Source organism: Bacteroides sp. RTP31139st1_H2_RTP31139_211217, assembly GCF_040227615.1.
GTDB classification, from domain to species: Bacteria; Bacteroidota; Bacteroidia; order Bacteroidales; family Bacteroidaceae; genus Bacteroides; species Bacteroides uniformis.
This window is the reverse complement of the sequence record NZ_JBCNZM010000020.1, coordinates 6,371-25,564: the sequence shown is the minus strand read 5'-3', so window position 1 is coordinate 25,564 and position 19,194 is coordinate 6,371. Positions and strand designations below refer to the sequence as shown.

At 47.4% G+C, this 19,194-nt stretch carries 15 protein-coding genes, 1 tRNA gene and 2 pseudogenes; 12 read left to right on the top strand and 6 right to left on the bottom strand.

What is annotated here, in order from left to right; all coding sequences use genetic code 11:
- Together ABUA47_RS05140 and ABUA47_RS05135 are read left to right on the top strand one after the other, a co-directional pair.
- Positions 1–557 (top strand): RagB/SusD family nutrient uptake outer membrane protein (locus ABUA47_RS05140; protein ID WP_349831438.1); only part of this gene is annotated, 557 nt, incomplete at its 5' end.
- Positions 558–674: 117 nt separating this feature from the next.
- A complete protein-coding gene (locus ABUA47_RS05135) occupies positions 675–1,871 on the top strand; it encodes an MFS transporter (RefSeq protein WP_117680532.1) in 1,197 nt (398 codons plus the stop codon).
- On the opposite strand, the pseudogene ABUA47_RS05130 reads toward ABUA47_RS05135, so the two are convergent.
- Together ABUA47_RS05130 and ABUA47_RS05125 are read right to left on the bottom strand one after the other, a co-directional pair.
- A pseudogene (locus ABUA47_RS05130) lies at positions 1,799–2,721 on the bottom strand (urea transporter). The gene ABUA47_RS05135 and the pseudogene ABUA47_RS05130 overlap by 73 nt on opposite strands.
- A 94-nt stretch (positions 2,722–2,815) precedes the next feature.
- Positions 2,816–2,889: transfer RNA gene (locus tag ABUA47_RS05125), tRNA-Ala, on the bottom strand.
- A 103-nt stretch (positions 2,890–2,992) separates the two neighbouring features.
- Between ABUA47_RS05125 and ABUA47_RS05120 the strand changes: the two genes are divergently transcribed.
- From ABUA47_RS05120 to ABUA47_RS05090, 7 genes are all read left to right on the top strand, one after another.
- Complete coding sequence (locus tag ABUA47_RS05120; protein ID WP_005826379.1) at positions 2,993–3,298, top strand: DUF4286 family protein; 306 nt, start codon at positions 2,993–2,995, stop codon at positions 3,296–3,298.
- Positions 3,295–3,864, top strand: coding sequence for a crossover junction endodeoxyribonuclease RuvC (gene ruvC, locus ABUA47_RS05115; protein ID WP_005826381.1), 570 nt, complete (start codon positions 3,295–3,297; stop codon positions 3,862–3,864). The genes ABUA47_RS05120 and ruvC overlap by 4 nt, the downstream gene beginning before the upstream one ends.
- A 34-nt stretch (positions 3,865–3,898) precedes the next feature.
- Positions 3,899–5,896 (top strand): type I pullulanase, encoded by a 1,998-nt coding sequence (gene pulA, locus ABUA47_RS05110; protein ID WP_035449519.1) that lies wholly within the window; start codon positions 3,899–3,901, stop codon positions 5,894–5,896.
- A gap of 10 nt (positions 5,897–5,906) precedes the next feature.
- Positions 5,907–7,379, top strand: a complete 1,473-nt coding sequence (locus tag ABUA47_RS05105; RefSeq protein WP_034532826.1) for an ATP-binding cassette domain-containing protein — start codon at positions 5,907–5,909, stop codon at positions 7,377–7,379.
- Between the two features lie 102 nt (positions 7,380–7,481).
- Entirely contained in the window at positions 7,482–8,138 is a 657-nt protein-coding gene (fsa, locus tag ABUA47_RS05100; protein ID WP_005826385.1) for a fructose-6-phosphate aldolase, read from the top strand.
- 115 nt (positions 8,139–8,253) lie between these two features.
- Entirely contained in the window at positions 8,254–10,152 is a 1,899-nt protein-coding gene (locus tag ABUA47_RS05095) for an LTA synthase family protein (RefSeq protein WP_035449516.1), read from the top strand.
- A 3-nt stretch (positions 10,153–10,155) separates the two neighbouring features.
- Complete coding sequence (locus ABUA47_RS05090) at positions 10,156–10,833, top strand: phosphatase PAP2 family protein (RefSeq protein ID WP_005826387.1); 678 nt, start codon at positions 10,156–10,158, stop codon at positions 10,831–10,833.
- A gap of 10 nt (positions 10,834–10,843) precedes the next feature.
- Here ABUA47_RS05090 and ABUA47_RS05085 read toward each other — a convergent pair whose 3' ends face one another.
- Positions 10,844–13,441: a carboxypeptidase-like regulatory domain-containing protein gene (locus ABUA47_RS05085; protein WP_035449514.1), complete on the bottom strand. Its 2,598-nt coding sequence runs from the start codon at positions 13,439–13,441 to the stop codon at positions 10,844–10,846.
- 19 nt (positions 13,442–13,460) lie between these two features.
- Positions 13,461–14,327, bottom strand: a complete 867-nt coding sequence (locus tag ABUA47_RS05080) for a GLPGLI family protein (RefSeq protein WP_008663855.1) — start codon at positions 14,325–14,327, stop codon at positions 13,461–13,463.
- A gap of 198 nt (positions 14,328–14,525) precedes the next feature.
- On the opposite strand from ABUA47_RS05080, the gene ABUA47_RS05075 reads away from it, so the two are divergent.
- Genes ABUA47_RS05075 through ABUA47_RS05065 form a run of 3 tightly spaced genes read left to right on the top strand, consistent with a single transcriptional unit; the run spans position 14,526 to position 17,930 of the window.
- Positions 14,526–15,980 (top strand): sensor histidine kinase, encoded by a 1,455-nt coding sequence (locus ABUA47_RS05075; protein ID WP_035449511.1) that lies wholly within the window; start codon positions 14,526–14,528, stop codon positions 15,978–15,980.
- 38 nt (positions 15,981–16,018) lie between these two features.
- Complete coding sequence (locus ABUA47_RS05070) at positions 16,019–16,702, top strand: response regulator transcription factor (RefSeq protein WP_005826392.1); 684 nt, start codon at positions 16,019–16,021, stop codon at positions 16,700–16,702.
- A 58-nt stretch (positions 16,703–16,760) separates the two neighbouring features.
- On the top strand, positions 16,761–17,930 hold the full coding sequence (locus tag ABUA47_RS05065) for a mechanosensitive ion channel family protein (protein ID WP_008663850.1): 1,170 nt from the start codon (positions 16,761–16,763) through the stop codon (positions 17,928–17,930).
- Here ABUA47_RS05065 and ABUA47_RS05060 read toward each other — a convergent pair.
- Positions 17,927–18,985, bottom strand: coding sequence for an endonuclease/exonuclease/phosphatase family protein (locus ABUA47_RS05060; protein WP_035449510.1), 1,059 nt, complete (start codon positions 18,983–18,985; stop codon positions 17,927–17,929). The genes ABUA47_RS05065 and ABUA47_RS05060 overlap by 4 nt on opposite strands.
- Before the next feature lie 41 nt (positions 18,986–19,026).
- A pseudogene (locus ABUA47_RS05055) lies at positions 19,027–19,194 on the bottom strand (cytosol nonspecific dipeptidase); the annotation flags it as partial.

The following is a 19,194-nucleotide window of genomic DNA, read 5'->3' as shown; positions in this document are numbered from 1 at the left end:
ATAATTCCCTGGAACATATTACTCCTCTGGCGACGCCACTGAGCAGGACAAACACGGCCGCTGCACAGGCTACTCCGGATTTTCTCTCCCTTTATGTTGAGAACGACCTTCGGCTGGACAAATATTTTGCTGAAACGGATGAAAAAGGTTTCCGGAAGAATAAGAAGGCGGGAAGCAATAACTACTTGTGTACTTTCCGTGTGGGTGAAATATATCTGACGGCTGCTGAGGCTGCTGCCCGACTTGGAGAACTGTCTCAGGCACGTACCCGCCTGCTGGAACTGATGCGGAAACGTTATGCACCGGAGGCCTACGAAGCGAAATCCGTTGTTGTCAATGCCATGGATAAGGAAGCGTTGGTACAGGAAATATTAGATGAACGTGCCCGTGAACTTGCTTTTGAAGGACATCGCTGGTTTGACCTTCGTCGTTCCACCCGTCCGCGTTTGGAGAAAGTGCTTGATGGTACGCGTTATGTACTCGAAGAGAATGATGCCCGCTATACATTGGCCATTCCGAAAGAAGCCATAGAAGCCAATCCGGGATTGCTGAACTGATAAAGATAAAACTCCCCGATTCTGTATTGACGAGAATCGGGGAGTTTTGTCTTTATGTGGATTGGATATGTATTTTTTACGTACCTTTGCACCGTTTTTTGTAATAGACAGTATAAGATGATACAGAATCAGAGACCTCCTATCCGTAGAATTGCTTTTCCTATTCTTATAGCATTGAGTATTTCGCATTGTTTGAACGATATGCTGCAATCGGTTATTTCGGCAGTATACCCTTTGTTCAAGGAGGATTTATCCTTGAGTTTTGCCCAGATTGGTCTGATTACGTTAGTGTATCAGATGTCGGCGTCCGTGTTTCAGCCTCTAATGGGATTGTTCTTTGATAAGCGCCCCATTGCCTGGTCATTGCCGATAGGTATGGGCTTTACTTTGGTCGGTATCATGAATCTGGCTTTTGCTACTAATCTGTATTGGTTGCTGGCTTCGGTATTCATTGTGGGTATCGGTTCGTCTGTACTCCATCCGGAGGCGTCACGTATTACTTTTCTGGCTTCCGGCGGAAAACGCGGACTGGCGCAGTCTCTATTTCAGGTGGGCGGGAATTTGGGTGGCTCGCTTGGACCGTTACTGGTGGCTTTGCTGGTAGCTCCTTACGGGAGGCATCACATTGCCTTGTTCACGGTTTTTGCCTTGATTGCCATCGTGGTGATGATTCCTATATGTCGTTGGTTCCGTTCCTACTTGAATCATATCAAGAAACGCCCGATGCTTGTGGCAGGAAAGATAGAGCGTCCCCTTTCTTCAAGAATGACGGTGTTTGCCATAAGTATTCTGCTGATACTTATCTTCTCCAAATATATCTATATGGCAAGTTTGACGAGCTACTATACATTCTATCTGATCCATAAATTTGGTGTTACTGTTCAGGCTTCACAGCTTTTCTTGTTTGTCTTCCTGGTAGCCACTGCCATCGGAACATTGGTGGGAGGTCCCGTAGGTGATAGGATAGGACGTAAGTATGTTATCTGGGCTTCCATTCTTGGAACGGCTCCATTCAGTATGATGATGCCTCACGTAGGGCTTGCATGGACAGTAGTGCTGAGCTTCTGTGTCGGTCTGATGCTTTCTTCCGCTTTTCCTGCCATATTGCTGTACGCCCAGGAATTGCTACCCAATAAGCTGGGTTTGATTTCCGGGTTGTTTTTTGGTTTCGCTTTTGGAATTGCCGGTATCGCTTCGGCTGTATTGGGAGGTATGGCAGATAAGTATGGTATAGAGGCTGTTTATAATGTATGTGCCTTTATGCCTTTACTGGGGTTGGTGGCTTGCTTTCTGCCTAATTTGAAAAAGAGATAGAGATTTTTTATTCCCATTGTCAGCCATACGGAGAGAACGAAAGGTGCGGTCAATGTAATAATTCCCCAATTCATTCCCACAATTTGCAATACAACAGAGAGTAAAACGGAACATACAGCCCATATAAGCTCATCCAGCTTTTACCTCCTAAAGCAATGGCACACAATACGCCATTATATCCCATCAGGCCTATATTCAAAGCTTCGGAATCTGCTCCCAATAATATGGCTAGGGGGAGGGGGAGAAGTACCCCCAATATGGTATATACTGCTGCATTCCGAGAATTCACGAGAATGCCTGCAAGGAAAAATAGTCCGGTCATTATGTTTCCTTGAAACATCACCTGGCCTATACTCATACTGAAACATTGTAAGTAATTTATGGAGGAAGAAGCAGGTGTTTCTGTATCAGAGACGAGTAGCATGTCAGGCATCAGCCAACTGCACAATCCCAGCAGCATCCATACAGAAAGGATAAAAAGGGTAGTGAATCCGGGCAACATGCGTTGCATGTTGAAAAACCGTGCAATGTAGGTAGATGCACACGAGGCAATAGCCATTAGTATCAAGGAATTTACAGTCAGATGCATAAAGACCCCTACGGCTATTCCTACCAGTGTACCGTTAAAACCATATAATCCATTTTTTATATCATCACGGTCATATCCTGAGATACGGCCTGTCGATGTACTTATTATGTTGCCACTTACAGCCAATAGGCCCATTTGCCATGAATTCAAAAAGATTCCAATCAGCATCAATAATCCGGACAATGCATTGTTTTGGAACATGACTTGCCCTATGCCACGTCCTAAAATAAGTAATGACTTGTGTGTAAAAGCTTCTTTCATGAGTTGTCGAATGAAAATGGACTATATGTAAATTTATAGCTCGTTAATACGTACAAAAAAAACGATTAGACTAATCTAACCGTTTTAATTTTTGTGGAGCGTATGAGACTCGAACTCATCACCTCGACACTGCCAGTGTCGCGCTCTAGCCAGATGAGCTAACGCCCCGTTGCCAACGTTTGCAGGCTTGCTTTCGTTTTTGATGGTGCAAATATAATGCATTATTCTGAAATAATTGCTATGTTTGCGAAAGAATTTGAAAAAATAAGTTATGCTGATATATAATACCACTTATCATGTAGAGGAAGGAGAAGACAAAAACTTCCTGATATGGATGCAGGAACACTATCTTCCCGAGGTAGAAAAGAACGGAACATTGTATGCTCCACGTATAGCCCGTATCTTGAGTCATATTGAAGAAGGAAGCATCTGCTATTCTGTTCAGTTTGAGGTGGAAAACTCTGCCAAACTGCATCGTTGGCATCAAGAGCAAGGAGTGAAACTGAACGAGGAATTACTGAATATCTTTAAAGATAAAGTGATTGGCTTTCCTACATTGATGGAGGTAATAGTGTGATACAACCGGTCAAAGAGAAAATAATATTGGGTATAGACCCTGGTACCACCATTATGGGGTATGGAGTATTGCGTGTGGCAGGTGTCAAGCCGGAAATGATAGCCATGGGAATTATCGACCTCCGCAAATTTGGAGACCACTATCTGAAGTTACGCCATATTCATGAACGGGTACTGAGTATCATAGAGAGTTATTTGCCTGACGAGCTCGCTATTGAGGCCCCTTTCTTCGGAAAGAATGTACAGTCCATGTTGAAGTTGGGGCGTGCGCAAGGCGTAGCAATGGCAGCTGCTTTGAGCAGGGATATTCCCATTACGGAATATGCTCCTTTAAAAATAAAGATGGCTATCACCGGAAACGGACAAGCATCCAAGGAACAGGTGGCGGACATGTTGCAGCGTATGCTGCATTTTCCTAAAGAGGATATGCCTACTTTTATGGATGCAACGGACGGGCTTGCTGCTGCCTATTGTCACTTTCTGCAGATGGGGCGTCCCACGGTGGAGAAAGGCTATCATGGCTGGAAAGACTTTATTGCCAAAAATCCGGATAAGGTGAAGAAGTGATAAGAATTGAAATGTAGAATCTAAAAATAATATCATGAAATTGAATGAACTTGCTATCATTGGAGTGGCTGCAACGACGATTGTAAGCTGCACTCCCGCGAAGACGGAGTATGCTTCGTACGAACTTTACCCTGTCCGTTCGGGTAGTCTGACAGAGATGGAATATACACCTGCTGCCACGCAATTCACATTGTGGGCACCTACGGCAGATGAAGTTCGCCTGATGTTGTTCGAAGCAGGAGATGGAGGGCATGCCTATGAAACTATTTCAATGGAACCCTCTGAAGAAGGAACTTGGAAAACTAAAGTTGAAAAGGACTTGATGGGTAAATTCTACACATTCAATGTGAAAATCAATGATAAGTGGCTGGGGGATACTCCGGGTATCAATGCCAAAGCTGTAGGGGTGAATGGAAAACGTGCCGCCATCATCGACATGAAATCCACGGACCCCGAAGGATGGGCAGATGATAAACGTCCGGCATTGGCCTCTCCTGCCGATGTGATTCTTTATGAAATGCACCATCGTGATATGTCCATCGAACCGTCGTCGGGCATTGAGCATAAAGGAAAGTTCCTGGCACTGACAGAACAAGGAACGGTAAGTCCCGACAAGCTGGCAACCGGCATTGACCATCTGAAAGAATTGGGGGTGACACATGTACATCTCCTTCCGTCTTATGACTATGCCTCCGTTGATGAGACAAAGCTGGACGAGAACAAGTATAATTGGGGATATGATCCGCAGAATTACAATGTGCCTGATGGCTCTTATTCTACCGACCCCTACAAACCGGATGTTCGTATCCGGGAATTCAAGCAGATGGTGCAGGCTTTGCACAAAGCAGGTATCCGTGTTGTTCTGGATGTGGTGTATAACCATACTTTCAATACATCCGACAGTAATTTTGAACGTACAGTGCCGGGATACTTTTACCGTCAGCGACCAGACGGAACGTATGCAGACGGTTCGGCTTGTGGCAATGAAACTGCCAGCAACCGTCCGATGATGCGTAAATACATGATAGAGTCTGTATTACATTGGATTAATGAATATCACATTGACGGATTCCGTTTTGACCTGATGGGTATTCATGACATCGAGACAATGAACGAAATCCGTAAGGCGGCAACGTCTGTAGATCCGACTATATTTATATATGGTGAAGGATGGGCGGCATCGGCTCCACAGATGGCGGAAGATTCTCTGGCAATGAAAGCCAATACTTATAAGATGCCGGGTGTTGCTGCTTTCTCTGACGAAATGCGTGATGCTTTACGCGGTCCGTTTAATGACAATCATCAAGGTGCTTTCCTTGCTGGATTGCCGGGAGGAGAGGAGAGCATAAAGTTTGGTATTGTAGGAGCCATCAGGCATCCGCAAGTAAATAATGACTCTGTGAATTATAGTAAGGCTCCGTGGGCGGAACAACCTACACAGATGATCAGCTATGTTTCCTGCCATGATGATATGTGCTTGGTGGATAGGCTGAAAGCAAGTATCCCGGGTATTACTCCCGTAGAATTGGCAAAGCTTGACAAACTGGCGCAAACAGCCGTATTCACTTCCCAAGGTGTACCGTTTATTTATGCCGGTGAGGAAGTGATGCGTGACAAGAAGGGAGTACACAATAGTTTTGAGAGTCCCGATTCCATCAATGCGATTGATTGGAGACGAAAGGCGGAGCATGCAGATGTATTTGCTTATTATAAAGGGTTGATACAGCTTCGTAAGAAGCATCCGGCTTTCCGTATGGGTGATGCGGATTTGGTGCGTAAGCATTTGGAATTTCTACCGGTTGACGGCAGCAATGTGGTGGTTTACCGTCTGAAAGAAAATGCCAACGGTGATGCATGGGGAGATATTATACTAGTCTTGAATGCCCGTAAGGAGCCTGCCAAACTTACCGTACCCGAAGGTAAATATACAGTGGTCTGCAAGGATGGCTTTATCAATGAACAAGGTTTGGGCACACTGTACGGCCCCGAAGTTGTTGTTCCGGCCCAATCGGCACTGATTATGTATAAATGATGATTGGATGATGCAACAACATACAATACACATAGCGGGGGGCGTAGTACGCAACCCGCTTGTTCGTTTGACAGAGCCTGTCACCCTTGATTTCCTGGCAGGAGAACACATTGCCATTGTAGGACCGAACGGAGCCGGAAAGAGCCTCCTGGTGGATATGCTGACGGAAAAGTATCCTTTGCGTGATGGTGAGCTTACCTATGATTTCTCTCCCTCCCTCACGAAAACTGCCTATGACAATATCAAATACATTGCTTTCCGTGATACTTACGGTTCTGCCGATGCCAATTATTACTATCAACAGCGTTGGAATGCCCACGACCAGGAGGATGCTCCGCTAGTACGCGAAGTGCTGGGAGAGGTAAAAGACGATGTCTTGAGGCGGCAGCTATTTGAACTTTTCAGCATAGAGCCGATGCTTGACAAGAAAATCATTCTTCTCAGCAGTGGGGAGCTGCGCAGGTTTCAGTTGACTAAAGCTTTACTGACTGTTCCCCGAATTCTTATCATGGACAATCCTTTCATAGGGCTGGATGCGCCTACCCGTGAACTGCTTTTTAATTTGCTGGAGCGGCTTACCCGGCTGGGCGAGTTGCAGATTGTCCTTGTGCTTTCCATGTTGGATGACATACCTTCATTTATTACACATGTTGTGCCGGTAGAGGACATGAAGGTGGGCGAAAAGATGGAACGTGAGGAGTATGTGCAGGCATTCTGTGCGGGCAATCAGATGCGTATTCAGGAAGAGGCCGGAGCGTTGGAGGAATTGCAGCGGTGTATTCTCGATTTGCCCTACGAACATGCGAATTTCACTTCGGACGAAGTGGTGAAATTGAACGGGGTTAGCATCCGTTACGATGACCGTACCATTCTGAAGGAGCTGGATTGGACAGTGATGCGTGGTGAGAAGTGGGCGCTGAGTGGCGAGAACGGTGCCGGCAAGTCTACCTTGCTTAGTTTGGTTTGTGCGGATAATCCGCAGTCATACGCCTGCGATATCAGTCTTTTCGGACGGAAGCGCGGAACGGGGGAGAGTATTTGGGAAATCAAGAAACACATCGGTTATGTCAGTCCGGAAATGCATCGTGCTTATCTGAAGAATCTGCCTGCCATAGAGATTGTCGCTTCCGGTCTGCACGACAGCATCGGATTGTATAAACGTCCTCATGCCGAACAGATGTCGGTATGTGAGTGGTGGATGGAGATTTTCGGTATTGCCGCCTTGAAAGACAGTCCTTTTCTGCAACTCTCCAGCGGGGAACAGCGTCTGGCATTATTGGCACGTGCTTTTGTCAAGGACCCGGAACTGCTGATATTGGATGAACCGCTTCATGGACTCGATACATACAACCGCCGTCGGGTCAAGAAGATTATAGAGGCATTCTGCCATCGTCGGGATAAAACGATGATTATGGTAACCCACTATGAGAATGAATTGCCGCAAACAATTACTAACCGTTTATTCTTGAAGCGAAACCGCTGACCAGATAATAATTAGTCAAGCAAAGATAATAAAGGACTAGCAGGAACCATTTATGGTGTAAATCGTTATATTTGTAATATCAACCATCTAAACATTTATATCATGAAGTTTTTTATTGATACGGCAAATTTAGAACAGATTCGGGAGGCCTATGACTTGGGCGTACTCGACGGAGTTACCACTAATCCTTCGCTTATGGCAAAAGAAGGTATCAAAGGAGTGGAGAACCAGCGTAAGCACTATGTGGACATCTGTAATATTGTGCAAGGCGATGTGAGTGCCGAGGTGATAGCTACCGACTATGAAGGCATGATTAAAGAGGGTGAAGAATTGGCAGCCTTGAATCCGCATATCGTAGTGAAGGTGCCTTGCATTGCAGAAGGTATCAAGGCCGTTAAATACTTCTCGGGCAAAGGTATCCGTACAAATTGTACTCTGGTATTTTCTGTCGGTCAGGCATTGCTTGCAGCCAAGGCAGGTGCAACGTATGTTTCTCCGTTTGTGGGGCGTCTCGATGACATCTGTGAGGATGGCATTGCATTGGTTGCGAAGATTGTAGAGATGTACCGTTATTATGGATATACCACCCAGGTACTTGCCGCCTCTATCCGTCATACGGCACATATCATGCAGTGTATAGAGGTGGGTGCTGATGTGGCTACTTGTCCGCTTTCGGCCATTAAGGGTTTACTTAATCATCCGCTGACCGATTCCGGTCTGAAGAAGTTCCTTGAAGATTACAAACGCGTGAACGGATAAACTTAAAATATCCTATAAGCCTATCTTTCAATGTAATTATTGACTAATATTGGTGAGAAATAGAATAAAAAGATTTATTTTTGCACCTTATATTTAGATATACAATAAGGCACCGATGAAAGATAGGCTCATAGGATTTATTAAGACATACTGCTTGTTTGTCTGCATTTTTGTGTTGCAGAAACCACTATTTATGCTGTTTTACAAATCGCTGTATCCGGATGCCTCGTGTGCGGACTGGTTCAGTGTCATTTGGCATGGGTTACCTTTAGACCTATCTCTGGCTGGTTATCTGACAGCTATTCCCGGTTTTCTTTTCATAACCTCTGTATGGACACTTTCTAAATCCCTTCATCGCATCTGGTGCGGCTATTTCCTCTTCATTTCAGTACTTATCTCCATAATTTTTACTGTCGATTTAGGATTATACGAGTATTGGGGGTTCCGTTTGGATGCTACTCCGTTATTCTATTTCTTTTCCTCCCCTAAAGACGCAGTGGCCAGTGTCAGCATTTGGATGGTGCTGGGGGGAATTGTGGCAATGGCTGTTTATGCTGTCGTGCTGTATGCTGTTTTCTACGGCATCTTGCTGCAGAAGAAGCTGTTGCTGCGGATGAAACTGCCTTATCGTCGCCTGAAGGTGTCAGGTATATTGTTGCTGATGACGGGGTTACTGTTTATTCCTATCCGTGGAGGCTTTACAGTATCTACCATGAATGTGGGGAAAGTCTATTTCAGTGCCGAGCAGCGTCTGAACCATGCAGCTATCAACCCTGCATTCAGTCTGATGGAATCTCTTGCCAAGCAGAAGGACTTCAGCAAGCAGTACCGTTTTATGGAAGCTGCGGAGGCCGACCGGCTTTTTAAAGACATGCTTGAACCCGCAGGTGCCGGTGGTCAAACGGAAGAGACAGATTCTGTGCTGCAACCTGCCGATTCACTGCATACTTTATTCAATACTCAGCGTCCCGATGTACTCTTTGTGATTCTTGAGAGTTTTTCCTCCAGGTTGATGACAGCTTTGGGAGGTGAGCCGAATATTGCCGTCCATCTGGATAGCTTGAGTAAGGAAGGGGTGCTCTTTACGAACTTCTACGCCAACAGTTTCCGTACGGACCGTGGGCTGGTGGCTATCTTGAGTGGCTATCCTGCCCAGCCCACTACTAGTATTATGAAGTATCCCCGTAAAACGCAGTCCATTCCTGCCATTGCAGGCAGCTTGCGGAAGGCGGGTTATGGTACCAAGTATTATTATGGCGGTGATGCCGACTTTACCAATATGCGTTCCTACCTGATGTCATCAGGCTTTGAAGACATTGTTTCCGACCAGGATTTTCCCGTAACGGAACGTTTAAGTAAGTGGGGGGCGCACGACCATCTCGTATTCAACCGTCTGCTGGAAGACTTGAAAGCCGAAGCTGCCGAAGGAACTGCCGAAGAGAAAACTCCTCATTTCCGTGTCTTGCAGACCTCCAGCAGCCACGAGCCTTTTGAAGTACCTTTCCGTCGTCTGGAGAATGACCGGCTGAACGCCTTTGCCTATACGGATAGTTGTGCAGGCGATTTTGTAAGACAGTTCCGTGAGCTTCCCCAGTGGAAGAATACGGTGATTGTGTTTGTTCCAGACCACTTGGGAGCTTATCCCGAACATATCGACAATTTGTCGGTAGAACGCTACCGGATACCTCTGTTGATGGTGGGCGGTGCTGTCCGAGAGCCGAGGCGCATTGACGTCTATGGCTCGCAACATGATATTGCAGCCACGTTGCTGGCTCAATTGGCGCTGCCCCATGATGAGTTTGTTTTCAGTAAAGATATGCTTAATCCCGCTTCCCCTCATTTCGCGTTCTTTACCGTACCCGATGCTTTCGGTATGGTGACAGCGGACAATCAAGTGATATTCAATTGCCAGGCGGGTACTGTGGTAGTGGATGAGGGCACAGCAAAAGGGAAGAACCTGCCGTTGGGCAAAGCCTATTTGCAAAAATTATATGATGATATAGCCAAAAGATAACGTATGACAGCACTTATGGACGCCTTGCAAGGGGCAATAGATGTAGACACAAACATATTTTTTTCCATCAATCGGATGCACAACATGTATTTCGATTATTTTATGAGCGCTTATAGCGGTAAGTGGGTTTGGATTCCCATGTATGCTGCCATCTGGTATGTGATGTTGCGCAATTTTCATTGGAAGGTCACACTGTTTTGCATGATAGGCCTTGCGCTCACCATTACTTTTGCCGACCAGGCATGTGCCACTTGGATACGTCCCTATGTGGAGCGTATGCGTCCTTCTAATCTGAATAATCCCATTTCGGAGATGGTGCATATCGTCAACAATCATCGTGGAGGGCGTTATGGTTTTCCTTCGTGTCATGCCGCCAATACCTTCGGATTGGCGTTTTTCCTGTTCTTTCTATTCCGCAAGCGGTGGCTTACTCTTTTCATTATGGCCTGGGCGTTGCTGACGTGCTATTCGCGCGTATATCTCGGTGTGCATTATCCGGGTGATTTGTTGGCAGGGACTATTGTGGGGCTGATTGGTGCCTGGCTGATTTACCGCTTGTTTGTGAAGGTTAGCGGATATAAGCGTGTCGAGCATGTCACTCATGTCTATGCTCCTATATGGGTAGGGTTGCTGACGATAGCGGGGATGCTGGTTTATGCCGGAATACGGATATTGTTGTAGATGACAGTCTTTAGAACTGATAACCAGCAGTCACCATAACCTCCCGTGGACGGATATTCAACCGTGAAGTATAGCTTTGTGTGGCCGAGTAGGTAGTATAGGCATACTCTTTCTTGTTGAACAGATTGCTGAGGCTGGCTTCCACTCTCCATTTCCTTGTCTTATAAATGAGTGATGCGTCTACAAACAGTGTGTTGAGATGCGTATCGCTGTTTAAATCGTTCCGGTAATGTTCTCCGGAAAGGCAGAGGTCGACGTGCCCGATGCTGAATGTGAGGTGCATACGCTGTACGAAGTCCAGTAGAGGAGCAAGGTGCGCGTCGTTCCCTATTTTACTGCCGCCATAGCTGATTGTGGCATGATATTCGGCTTCGAAAGCTTCGGCGGGCGACCATATCAGTTTGGGTTCCATCTTAAGATAGTCATAACGGTATTTTTGAGGCGGGCCGTTTCCGGCTGTTTCCGTTTGTGGAGTGAGGGCGTCTGTATCTGAAACCTGTGTCAACTGCCAGCCGGTATTGCGGCTCAGTTGTAAGTCAAGTGAGGTTTTCAGATTCCAGTCGAAAAATCCCTTGGAGAGAGTGCTGAGCAGGAACCAACTTTGTGTACTGTTGGAATGTAGGCGAAGGGTGTGGACAATGCGGTTTTCAGAGATACTCTGTTCATTCAAGGTGTTGTAGTGTACATGCCGGTAGGACAAAGTGGCGGTGGCGAAAAATTCCTGCACGGTATTCTTGTATTCTCCATAAAGGTTGTATTGTTGGCGTATACTGACGGGGAAGAGGCCGTCAGTGTTTTTCCAGGTACGGTAGTCTGTCCGATAGGTAAAAGGGCAGAGGTCTGTGACATCTCCTGCTGAGCGGTGTAAACTGCCGTAGAGGGAAATTTTCCAATGGTAGTCCGGCTGATAGCGCAGATAGAGTGACGGATTGAAAAAGAGAAAAGAACGCTGTTGCGAGAAGTAGCGCTTATAGCTGAGAGGGAGTGACAGACTTCCCTGCCACTTGCCTTGCTCCAATTGGAAGTAGGAGGAGAGGTAGGGAGAAAAACTGGATGCGCCAAATGTTTCCATTCGGGTGGAATGGTACTTTACCGATGCCCATTCGCCCTTTATACCGGCGGTGTATTGCCGGGTGAAACCGTTGTGTTTTCTTAGGTGGCTGGCCTTATTGTCGTTGTAAAGGCTGTGCTGGATGAATTTGTCTTTCCCGTCGTGTAGTGACAAGGAGGAGGGTAGATAGGCATACTGTGTGGCAGAATTGAACTTCCATGTGCTTTTCTCTCCATTGCGGATAAGGCTGAAGAAATTCTTTGCCGTAAACTGGGAGGTGCGCATCGTTTGCTGCAACTCGTGGGAGGTGCCGCGGTTCGTTTCACTTTCTGCCAGGAAGCGGTTCGACAGATAGTGGATGGTCTTGTTATCCTCATAGTGCATTTCCATATGGGCGGCATCGTTCTGCAGGCAGTAGTGGTAGGCTTCATCCATGCGTATGGTGTCATCGGGCTGGTAGTAGACTTGCGAGTTGCCCCGTTGCTGGGTAATCCGGTTATGGGTATATCCGGCTTGCAGGCGCAGGGAACGTTCGTCGTTCCATTTATACATGCGGTTGGCGTTCAGTGTATGGGTTTCGTTGAAGAGCAGCCGTTGCTTGTCGAGGGGAGCGCTGATGCCCGGTTGTACCAGAAAACCGTGCAGGGGAATCTGTTGGGATGTGTTGTTTGTCAGTATATGTTGCTCACGGCTAAGGTCGGTACCGTTGTTGTTGCTCTTGTAGCCGTAGATGCTTTGCTTGCCTTTACCCAGTTGGAGGGCATTGGCGGCGTTTTCCCAAAGAAGCGTTCCTTTGTCCCTCTTCGTTTGTGCCGTTCCGGTCGTTTCTTGTGTTCCATCGCTCCAGCCTGCACCCAGGGTACCGTTGACAATCCATTGGTCGCGTGCCTGTGGGTCGAGTTTCAGGTTCAGGGCTATTTCATCCGAACTGAGTTTTCCTTTCAATGCCTTGACCGATTGGTAGTTCTCCATAATTTCTGCCGATTTTACGGCTTTGGCACTGAGGTTGTTGTTGATTTGGCTGTAGCGTCCACCCGTCACGTCCATACCCTCCACAAAATAGTGGTCGATGGCTTTACCTTTATATTTCACCTGCCCGTTGTCGTCAATATCCACACCGGGGAGCTTTTTCAGAACATCCTTGATGTGTACGTCCTTGGAAGAGGCAAACTCTGCCAGATTATACCTTACGGTATCTTTCCTGCCATGAATGCGGCCGGGACGTATTTGGACTTCTTTTAGTGCAATGGCTTCGGGATGCAGACGAATATGGAGTGTTCCTGCTGCCGATATGTTGCGTATTTCCCGTCTATAGCCCAGCAGTGATACGCTGACTTGCAGGTTGCCGTTGTATTTCCATGGCAGGGAATATCTCCCCCGGGCATCGGTCAGGGCGTAATCTATCATGGTGCCGTTTCGCAGCACACTAATCATTACGGCTTCCAGCGGTTGTCCGGTTTCTTCGTCCGTTACCAAGCCACTGAGAGACTGTGCATGCGCTGTCATTGCAAACAAGGCAAGGATTGGCAGCAAGAGTTTCTTGAAGTGTATATCCATTGGAGTTCGATGGGATGAATCAGTCAAGTTCCAGCGGATTGTGGGCTATATTCTTCGGCTTCCTGGCTTCATTGCCCTGGTTGTCGCGTATGGTGATACGTACGTTAGGCGTGTTGCCCATAATGAATCCTACCGGGTCGGCATAGTATCTTTCGTGGATTTTGTTGTACGCCTTGCGGTTTACGGGTTCATAATCTTTTCCGTTGAAGAGGATAGGTCGGTAGGAATGGCATTGCTCCATACCGGTGCAGGTAAAGAGATAATGCCCCCTGTTGTCTTCTGCTTTCAGTATCAGTCCGGGCAGTCCGAACAGCTTCCACGGCCCTTCGCTGGAGGAAATCTCCGGACTGTACCAGACAATCCATCTGCGTCCCTTAAACACGCATTCTGCTTTTTGGCAGAGATACGAGAGGATGGTTGCCGTGTCTGTCTGCAGCGTCCACTGTGGGCACTCTTCCGGTTCCTCGCACCGGAGTCTGTTGATGTCTCCGGCAATTTCATCCAGTGTGGTCACTTTGCCTACGGGGTATCTCTTGTAGGTCTGTTCGTTCAGCTTGCTTTTTCCGAACTGTTTGGCGTGTTCAATCATCGTTTCTTGCGAGGCGTTATTGGCAATGTCGGCAGCAAATACCGAGTCGCCCACATACTTTGTGTAACTGTAGAACTTGGAGCATTTCTTGCCGATTTCCAACATCATGGTTTCCTGGAAACGCTCTTCCGACAGTGTGTCCGTACAGCCGTCCACTTCATACTGCACCATGAGTACAGTCTGGTCTATGGTATCTTTTCTGAACGTCTTGCCGGAGCCGATTTTGATGTTAAACTGTGCGCAGGCGGTTGTGGTGGTTATCAACAGCATGGCGGTGAGTAGAATCTGCTTTTTCATACTTTTTCGTTGTTAGGAATTACTGTTTCGAGGACGTGTCATGTGTCCTGTCGTCGCAAATCTATGCGGAATTTGTCTTTCCGGAGTGAGAAAGTTATTACTGAAATGTTACTCAAATGAGAATAGCCGCCTCGCGCGTACCTCTGATTGGAGGAAACCCTTACCTTTGTATAGTATAAAAGAAGAACAGACTCTGAGATGGAAAAACGAATCAGAATAGTATGGGCATTGTCACTGATATCCATGCTGCTACTTGTAGCAGGGCAGGGATATTGGTTGTGGAACCAGTATCAGTATAAGAATGAGGAATATGAAGAAGAGATACACCGCCTTGTCATGGATGCCGTGGCAGTGAACGACTCTATCCGGCGTGAACAGCCGAAGAAAGTGTTCAACAAGCCTAATATATCCTTTTTCAACACCAATGTGGACATGCATACGGATAGGGATTCATTGACCAACAAGCTCAAAGAGCGCTATACGCGTACGTTTGTGGTGGGGGCCATGGCAGATAAATCCGTTCTATCCACGGCAATGAAGGATAGTATTGTCTATAAGGACAAGATTGTGATACATGGCGAAGACAAGCTGCTTTTCAACATGAGCTTCAGCGAGGCGATAGTTGCTTATCAGTTGCAGATAGATGTCCCTTTTACGTTGCAGCGCTTCGATTCGGTGCTGGCGACTAAACTGGACGGCATGTCTTTCACTACCGGACTAGTCACGCCGCGCGACAGCCTCTATCAATGGGTGGAAACCGTAGAACGGCTGGGGAGTGATTTGCATCCGGTCATCCGTCTGGTTTATCCTTACAATCCGCTGAAGCGGGAGTTGGTACAAGTGGATGTGCAGGTGATGCCGCATACTCTTTTGCTCCGTATGGGCTGGCAACTTCTGGGCAGCTTGGTATTGATTCTTCTGCTGTCTGTCTGTCTGCTGTTCCAGATAAAGACCATTTTGAAGCAGCACCGTGTGGACGAGTTGCGGAAAAGCTTTGTCAACACCATGATACACGAGTTGAAACGTCCCGTGCAGGCCTTGAAGATGTGCGTCTCTTTTCTCAATGACAAAACAATGCGTACCGACGAGCAGGCCATGGATGAAGTGGTGCGTGATTCCGTTTCCGAGCTGGACAACCTTTCCGCCTACCTCCGGAAGCTGCGCGACATGACCCGTGCTGACGATGAGCAGACACAACTTTCCCTCAGTACTTTCGATTTGAAACCGGTTGTGGAGAAGTTGATACGCCTGCAGCATGCTCCTGGAGGAAAACAAGTATCTTTCGAGACACATTTCACGGACAACCTGCTGGTTACGGCCGACCCCGTGCACATGGCAAATATCATCAGTAATCTGATGGAAAATGCCGTGAAATATTCGGGAAGCTCCGTCAGTATCCGGGTAGAATGCCGCCTGCATGGCCACGAGCTCACATTGAAAGTTTCCGATGACGGCATTGGTATCCCTGTTTCCGAGCAGGGACGGGTATTCGATAAGTTTTACCGTAGCAGCAACTTGCCTGACCGTTCCTTGCCGGGCATCGGTTTGGGGTTGAGTTATGTCAAGTTGTTGGTTGAGGCTCATAGGGGAACCGTCTTTCTGACCAGTCAGATTGGGAGGGGGACGACGGTGGAAATAACCATTCCACAATAATCTGCACAGATGGATATCGAGAATATAAATAGCAACTCATGAAACCACTGAAAATTCTTTTTGCTGACGATGACCTGAAGTATTCCATGCTTCTGAAACGCTTCCTGGAGAAAGAGGGTTATGAAGTGACCTATGCCGGAAATGGTCTTATCGCCCTCGACCAGTTTCCTCTTGTCAAACCGGACCTTGTCTTGCTTGACATCAATATGCCCGGGCTCAATGGCTTTGAAGTGGCAAAACGAATCCGGGAGGCGGACAAGCATGTCCTCATCTTTTTTCTTTCCGACCGCAGCGACAAGGCTGACCGCCTGCAAGGATTCCAACTGAAGGCGAACGATTATCTTGCCAAACCTTTCTATCCGGAAGAGCTTACGGCGCGTATCCGCGAGCGTTTCACTTCGCAGTTGTCCGGCGTGGCAGAGGATGAGATGTATGCTTTCGGCCATTCCGTATTCAATTACAGTACGAACGAGATTCGTACGGGAAATAGTAAGGTGCTGATTACTTCCCGTCAAGCCGATATCCTTCGCTTGCTTGCGCTGAATGTGAATAAGACTGTCAGTCGCGATACGTTGCTGGATGCTGTGTGGGGCACTGCCTCGTATGCCAACTCCCTTGCCTTGAATGTACAGATGTCCTATCTGCGGCGGTCGCTAAAAAACGACCCGAGCGTGAGGATTGAGTCGTTGATGAAAAAAGGGTATATGCTTGCCGTTCTCTGAAAACATCTTTATCTTTGGATTGTTATACAAACAAGATATTTCAAAAAAAAGAGAGCTTATGATGAGTTTAGGAGGATGGATGAATAAAATCTTGATAGGTTGGGGGATAGACCCGAAGTTTGCCGATATGTTTGACGAGACGATTATTGCACTGCTGATGGTGGGGCTTTCGATAGGGCTGGACTATTTGTGCCAGGCAATCTTCGTTGGCGGTATGAAGCATTATACCCGACGCTCTCCCCATCAGTGGAATACGTTGCTGATGAAACGCAGGGTGATACACCATTTGATACATATTCTGCCGGGAATCCTCATCTACTACCTGCTGCCCATGGCCTTTGTGCGTGGAAAGGAGATGCTTGAGTTCTCACAAAAGGTGTGTGCTGTCTATATCATTGTGGCGGTGCTGCTTACTATTAACGGCTTGTTGCTGGTACTGCTCGATGTTTATAACATGAAGGACAAGCAGAAGAACCGTCCGCTGAAAGGCTTCGTGCAGGTATTGCAAGTGCTGCTGTTTTTTATCGGAGGTATCATAGTGGTTTCAGTGTTGATAGGCAAGTCCCCTATGACCTTGTTTGCCGGTCTGGGCGCATCTGCAGCTGTACTGATGCTGGTATTTAAGGACAGCATTCTGGGGTTTGTGGCCGGCGTGCAGCTCTCTGCCAACGACATGTTGCGGATAGGGGACTGGATAGCGCTGCCGGGTGGCGTTGCCAATGGAGTTGTAGAGGAGATTACGCTGAACACGGTCAAGATACGCAACTGGGACGAAACCATCTCGACCGTACCACCGTATACCCTGGTGAACAACTCTTTTCAGAACTGGCGCGGCATGCAGGAAAGTGGCGGGCGACGGGTAAACAAGAATATCTTTCTGGATATGACTACCCTGAAGTTCTGCACTCCGGAAATGCTGGATAATATCCGCAAGGAAGTCCCCTTGATGGCCGACTATCAGCCAGCAGAAGAAGAGGTGCCAACCAATGCGCAGCTCTACCGTATCTACATCGAACGCTATTTGTGCAGCCTGCCGGTGGTGAACCAGGAGATGGACTTGATTATCAGCCAGAAGGAACCCACGACGTATGGGGTACCCATCCAGGTATATTTCTTCTCTCGCAACAAGGTATGGAAAGAGTACGAGCGCATTCAGTCCGACATCTTCGACCACTTGCTGGTGATGGTACAGAAGTTTGACTTGAAACTGTATCAGTATTCCGACTAATATATCAACCGGAACTCCGCATATACAGGCAAGTGGTCGCTGTATCCTCCTTGATACTTCATCCCGTAGTAGGTGCGGAAGGGTTGCTGCCCTCCGTATTTCTTGTCTCTTGTCAGTAGGAAGGGCAGGCAGAATACGTCTGCCTTCGCTTCCTCTGTATATAGCGGTGCGTGTTCTTGCAGCAACGTACCCGATACGATGATGTGGTCCAGTAGTCCCCATTCTCCTTGATACTTGTAGCTGCCGAAGTGCTTGCGTGTTTTGGCTTTTCCTGCCAGTAGATGGTAAAGTTTTTGTGGACGTAGAGAGTCTTGCAATGTTGACGGTGCTGCTGCCTCCAACACCTCCTTTATCGATTTATTCTCCGGATAATCGTTGAAATCCCCTAAAAGGACAATTTGCGGATGTCGGCGTATCGTGTATAGGCTGTCTATGGCATGCTTCACCTTTCGGGCAGCCAGTAGCCGGTAAGGTTCAGACTCTCTTGCCCCTCCCGAACGGGATGGGAAGTGAGCTACCAGTACATCAAGCGTATCCCGGTTCAGCAACAATCCGCTGACGTGAAGAATGTCCCGTGTGGGACGGCTATTCTTCCGGGGCTTTTCTACGGGGAAGCTCTGATAGGAAAGCAGTTTGAAAAGATTACGTTGATACAACAGCGCTACGTCGATGCCGCGTTCGTCGGGAGATTGTGTCATCACATACCGGTAGTCTGCTTCGCGCAAGGCAGAGTAGCGGGTAAGGTCGCGCATCACACTGTCATTCTCCACCTCACACAAGGCAACAAGGGCAGGCGGCGTCCATCCTCCGGTGGCGATGATGACGCGGGCTATATTATCCAGTTTCTTTCTGTATTTAGAGTAATTCCAATGCCGGGTGGCATCCGGCAGGAACTCGTAGTCATTCTTTAGTGTGTCATGTCGGAAGTCGAATAGGTTTTCTACATTGTAGCTTACTATCCGAAACGTGAGGGTATCTTTTCCTTCTTGCCCGTACAGACTGATGTACGGGCAGAGAAGGAAGAGTATAACTCCTATCTTATGGATAACGTTCATACAAACTATTTCCGTTCCCCTTTTAGGGAAACGAAGGATATCTATTTCGCTGGTATGTGCTTCAGTATATCCAGCAGATGGTCCCAGAACTTCTGTACAGTAGGAATCAGCATCCGTTCGTCGGGAGAGTGCACACCCTGCAGGGTAGGTCCGAAGGAAATCATGTCCAGTGCCGGGTATTTGTCAAGGAACAGTCCGCATTCCAAACC

What these genes read in the sequence shown, in the direction of transcription:
- ABUA47_RS05135 (WP_117680532.1), top strand. Translation starts at nt 675, where the DNA reads ATGATACAGAATCAGAGACCTCCTATCCGTAGAATTGCTTTTCCTATT.
- ABUA47_RS05120 (WP_005826379.1), top strand. Translation starts at nt 2,993, where the DNA reads ATGCTGATATATAATACCACTTATCATGTAGAGGAAGGAGAAGACAAA.
- pulA (WP_035449519.1), top strand. Translation starts at nt 3,899, where the DNA reads ATGAAATTGAATGAACTTGCTATCATTGGAGTGGCTGCAACGACGATT.
- ABUA47_RS05105 (WP_034532826.1), top strand. Translation starts at nt 5,907, where the DNA reads ATGCAACAACATACAATACACATAGCGGGGGGCGTAGTACGCAACCCG.
- fsa (WP_005826385.1), top strand. Translation starts at nt 7,482, where the DNA reads ATGAAGTTTTTTATTGATACGGCAAATTTAGAACAGATTCGGGAGGCC.
- ABUA47_RS05095 (WP_035449516.1), top strand. Translation starts at nt 8,254, where the DNA reads ATGAAAGATAGGCTCATAGGATTTATTAAGACATACTGCTTGTTTGTC.
- ABUA47_RS05090 (WP_005826387.1), top strand. Translation starts at nt 10,156, where the DNA reads ATGACAGCACTTATGGACGCCTTGCAAGGGGCAATAGATGTAGACACA.
- ABUA47_RS05085 (WP_035449514.1), bottom strand. Translation starts at nt 13,441, where the DNA reads ATGGATATACACTTCAAGAAACTCTTGCTGCCAATCCTTGCCTTGTTT.
- ABUA47_RS05080 (WP_008663855.1), bottom strand. Translation starts at nt 14,327, where the DNA reads ATGAAAAAGCAGATTCTACTCACCGCCATGCTGTTGATAACCACCACA.
- ABUA47_RS05075 (WP_035449511.1), top strand. Translation starts at nt 14,526, where the DNA reads ATGGAAAAACGAATCAGAATAGTATGGGCATTGTCACTGATATCCATG.
- ABUA47_RS05070 (WP_005826392.1), top strand. Translation starts at nt 16,019, where the DNA reads ATGAAACCACTGAAAATTCTTTTTGCTGACGATGACCTGAAGTATTCC.
- ABUA47_RS05065 (WP_008663850.1), top strand. Translation starts at nt 16,761, where the DNA reads ATGATGAGTTTAGGAGGATGGATGAATAAAATCTTGATAGGTTGGGGG.
- ABUA47_RS05060 (WP_035449510.1), bottom strand. Translation starts at nt 18,985, where the DNA reads ATGAACGTTATCCATAAGATAGGAGTTATACTCTTCCTTCTCTGCCCG.